At 68.3% G+C, this 2,767-nt stretch carries 1 protein-coding gene and 2 pseudogenes; all 3 read right to left on the bottom strand.

Features of this window, described 5'->3' with window-relative positions:
• Window positions 1-295 (bottom strand): annotated as a pseudogene (locus tag R1101_RS29320) (MaoC family dehydratase N-terminal domain-containing protein); the annotation flags it as partial.
• 6 nt (window positions 296-301) lie between these two features.
• Complete coding sequence (locus R1101_RS0120520) at window positions 302-2,491, bottom strand: acyl-CoA dehydrogenase (RefSeq protein ID WP_016935166.1); 2,190 nt, start codon at window positions 2,489-2,491, stop codon at window positions 302-304.
• A 32-nt stretch (window positions 2,492-2,523) separates the two neighbouring features.
• Window positions 2,524-2,767, bottom strand: a pseudogene (locus R1101_RS27780) (steroid 3-ketoacyl-CoA thiolase); the annotation flags it as partial.

The following is a 2,767-nucleotide window of genomic DNA, read 5'->3' as shown; positions in this document are numbered from 1 at the left end:
CGTGCACGGTGACGGATTGCCCACCGTGGAGGATCTTGCGCAGATCGATGTCGATTCCCGGCAGGTTCATTCCGGCCGGCGACACCTGTCCGGCGGAGACCCCTTGCCCCGCAACCATTGCGAAGGTCGGCAGGACCTGCAGGCCTTTCTCGTAGACCCACCGCAGTTCGGCGGGGTCGAGCGAGTCGGCGCCCGCCCCCAGCCCGAGGTGGTAGAGGATCACGTCGCGGTCGGTCCAGGCGGCCTCACGGGTGGTGGGGGCGGCGGACAGTGCGACATCCCTGTCGATGGGCATGGGCACTCACTTTCCGGGTTCGGGATCGCGGGGCAGGCCGAGAAGCCGCTCACCGATGATGTTGAGCTGGACATTGGTCGTCCCGCCGGCGATGGACATGCACTGCACGTTGAGGAACATGTGGGTGGCCGAGGTGCGGTCCTGGTCGTCGAGCAGAGAGGCCGGGCCGGCCCAGTCCATCGCGGTCTCCCAGACCTGCTGGAGGTGCTCGACACCGAGCAGCTTGGCGACGGAGGACTCGGGGCCGGGCTGCGCACCGGCCAGGGAGCGCAGCGCGGTGCGCAGACCCATGAGGCCACCGGACGCGGCATCGCCGAGCACCTTGCCGAGGACGGTGAGCTGTTCGTCGTCCGGCCCGCCGGGGGTGTTCTCCGCCAGCGTCGCCAGAGCCTCGCAGCCGGCTCCGAAGGAGGAGTCGTGGGAGAGCGAGACACGTTCGTTGGCGAGGGTGGTGCGGGCGAGCTTCCACCCGTCGCCCGGCTCACCGACGAGGCACTCGTCGGGCACGAACACGCCGTCGAGGAACACCTCGTTGAACAATGCCTCGCCGGTGATCTCCCGCAGTGGCCGGATATCGAGACCCTCGGTGTTCTTGATGTCGATCAGGAAGTAGGACAGGCCCTTGTGCTTGGGTGCGTCCATGTCGGTGCGGGCGAGGCAGATGCCCCAATCCGCAACGCGCGCCATCGACGTCCACACCTTCTGGCCATCGAGTTTCCATCCACCGTCGACCTTGACGGCCTTCGTGGACAGACCCGCGAGGTCCGATCCGGCGCCGGGCTCGGAGAACAGCTGGCACCACACGAGATCCCCGCGCAGCGACTGCGGGACGAAGCGCTCGATCTGGTCGGTGCTGCCGTGTGCGATCAGGGTCGGCACCACCCAGTTGCCGATGATCATGTCGTGCGGTTCGAGGCCGGCGGTCCGCAGTTCCTCGGCGACGACGAGCTGCGTGACGGCGTCGGCGGCCTTGCCCCACGGTGCGGGCAGATGCGGAGCGGTGTATCCCTTCTCGGCCAGATATGCCTTGCGTGCCGCCCCCTCGAGCGAGGTGGCCGGCTCGAGCTCTGCGCGGATGTCGGCACGGATCTCTTCGGCCTCGGCCGGCAGGTCGACACTCAGCACACGGCGGGCACCGCCGAGCGTGAGACGGGCGACCCGGCGGCGCCAGGATGCCGTGGAGCCGAGCAGCAGGCGAAGCGACTGAGCGCGTCGCATGTACAGATGGGCGTCGTGCTCCCAGGTGTAGCCGATGCCGCCGAGCACCTGGATGCAGTTCTTGGTGACCTGGAAGGCCGCTTCCGGGGCGATGGACGCCGCCACGGCGACGGCGAGCGACGCCTCGTCCTCGGATGCCTTCTCGTCGAGTGCTCGCGCGGCATCCCATGCCACGACGCGCGCCTGCTCGGTGAGGCAGAGCATTCGGGCGACGGTGTGCTTGACGCCCTGGAACTGGCCGATGACCCGTCCGAACTGCTTGCGGACCCGTGCGTAGTCCGCCGCGGTGGTGGTGGCCCGGTCCGCGAGGCCGGCCGACTCGGCGGCGAACAGCGTGGCGGCGATATCCACGACCCGCTGCGAGTCCAGTCGCAGCACATCGTCGTCGGACAGGTCCAGGCCGTCCACGGTGATCTCGGCGTTCCGTCGGACCACGTCGTAGCTGGGCAGGTGCGCGACGTCGACCCGATCACGCGTGACGACGACGAACGCCGTCTCGCCGTCGTCGTCGGCCGCGAGCAGGAACACATCGGCGACCTGGCCGCCGAGCACGACACCCGAGGTGCCCGAGAGGGTGACGGAGTCGCCCTCTCGCACGACTCGCATGTCCCCCGGCTGCAGGGACACCGCACCGAACAGCGATCCGTCCGCGAGTCCGTCGAGTTCGGTACGACGCCCCGCCTCGTTCAGGACCGCCGAGACGATCACGGTCGGAAGGAACGGGCCGGGCACCATCGATCGCCCGAGTTCCTCGGCGACGATCGCGGTTCCGAGCAGGCCGAATCCGGCACCTCCCACCTCTTCCGGTAGGTGCAGTCCGAGCATGCCGAGTTCGGCGAGCGAACTCCAGTAGGGCGGGCGCGCTTCGGTTTTCGCTTCGACAGCCGTGCGGATCACGTCGGCTGTCGCGTGCCGAGCCGCCCAGCCGCGCACGGAATCGCGGATTTCGCGGTCCTCGTCACTCAATCCCAGAGTCATGAACGGTCCTTTGGATAGAAGAATGTCCGACGTCAGATGCGTTCGATGATGGTGGCGGTGGCCATGGCGCCACCCGCACACATCGTGACCAGCGCCGTGGAACGGTTCGAACGCTCGAGTTCGTGCAGGGCAGTGGTGATCAGCCGGGATCCCGTGGAACCGACGGGATGTCCGAGCGCGATGGCACCGCCGTTGACGTTGACCTTGCTCATGTCGGCCCCGTGGACCTGGGCCCAGGACAGCACGACGGAGGCGAAAGCTTCGTTGATCTCGACG

Origin of the sequence: Rhodococcus sp. R1101, from assembly GCF_000278445.1 — a bacterium.
Classification (GTDB): domain Bacteria; phylum Actinomycetota; class Actinomycetes; order Mycobacteriales; family Mycobacteriaceae; genus Rhodococcus; species Rhodococcus gordoniae.
This window is presented reverse-complemented; position numbering and strand designations above follow the sequence as displayed.

What these genes read in the sequence shown, in the direction of transcription:
- R1101_RS0120520 (WP_016935166.1), bottom strand. Translation starts at nt 2,491, where the DNA reads ATGACTCTGGGATTGAGTGACGAGGACCGCGAAATCCGCGATTCCGTG.